The organism is Amycolatopsis sp. NPDC021455, assembly GCF_040640995.1.
Taxonomy (GTDB): Bacteria; Actinomycetota; Actinomycetes; order Mycobacteriales; family Pseudonocardiaceae; genus Amycolatopsis.
Genome location: NZ_JBFACT010000045.1, coordinates 74,572 through 75,443, shown reverse-complemented (window position 1 = coordinate 75,443; position 872 = coordinate 74,572). Strand labels below are relative to the sequence as shown.

Annotated in this window: 1 protein-coding gene; it reads right to left on the bottom strand. The window is 73.4% G+C overall.

The window, feature by feature from the left end; translation table 11 throughout:
* Positions 1-96 precede the first annotated feature (96 nt).
* A complete protein-coding gene (locus AB0G28_RS34680; protein ID WP_361099047.1) occupies positions 97-294 on the bottom strand; it encodes a hypothetical protein in 198 nt (65 codons plus the stop codon).
* Positions 295-872 lie beyond the last annotated feature (578 nt).

The window sequence follows — 872 nt, the reverse complement described above, 5'->3', positions numbered from 1 at the left end:
GGGCTGGCTACACACCTACAACCACCACCGCGGCCACACCGCACTCGCCGGCAAACCACCCACCAGCCGCGTCCCCAACCTCACGGGGCAATACATCTAGTCGTCGTTCCAGGCGGCGTCGGCGGCGTCGGCCTGCCGGGTGCGTTCCCGGGCGATGTCGAGCGCGCGGCGCGCGGTGGCTTCGTCCGGGTACGGGCCGAGCAGGTCGACGCTGCGGCTGCGTTCGAGGTGCTCGACCTGGTGGGTGCGGGTGTTGTAGTACCACCCCTGGTCCGGGTTCGGGTCTTTGGCCATGGACCAAGGTTCGCACCCGGCGGCCCGGCTGTCAGCGCTTGTAGCGGTACGGGATCTCGGTCGGCTGGCCGGTCGGGCCGAAATCCTGCGGTTCTTCGGGGTCTTGCTGTTCGGTGAACTCGTCGAACCAGCCACGCGGAGTACCGCGGGGCGGGGTGGCGGGTTCTTGCCGCTCTTGCCTCTCTTGCCGCGAAGGCTGCGGGAGGGGGGTGTCCCGGCCGGGGAACACCGGGCGTGCGTTGGGGGCGGGGGGTACGGGGGGCATGGTCCCGGGGCCCGGGAAGACCGGGCGAGCCGGGGCGGCGTGGCGGGTGGGGAACGGCTGGGAGGTCGATTCCGGGCCGGGGAAGACGGGCTTGGCCTGCACCGGCGCGGGCGGAGTCGGGGCCGGGTTGGCGGCCGGTGGCGGGGTGGGGCTCGGCGGGGGGAACCGGTTGGGGGGCTGTGGGGGGTTCGGAACCGGGTTGGGGGTCTGGGCAGGGCCGGTTACCGGGGGCTGGGCGGAACCGGATGCCGGGGCAGGGCTCTGGGTCTGACCGGCTGCCGGGGCCTGCACGGCACCGGAAACCGGGACCTGA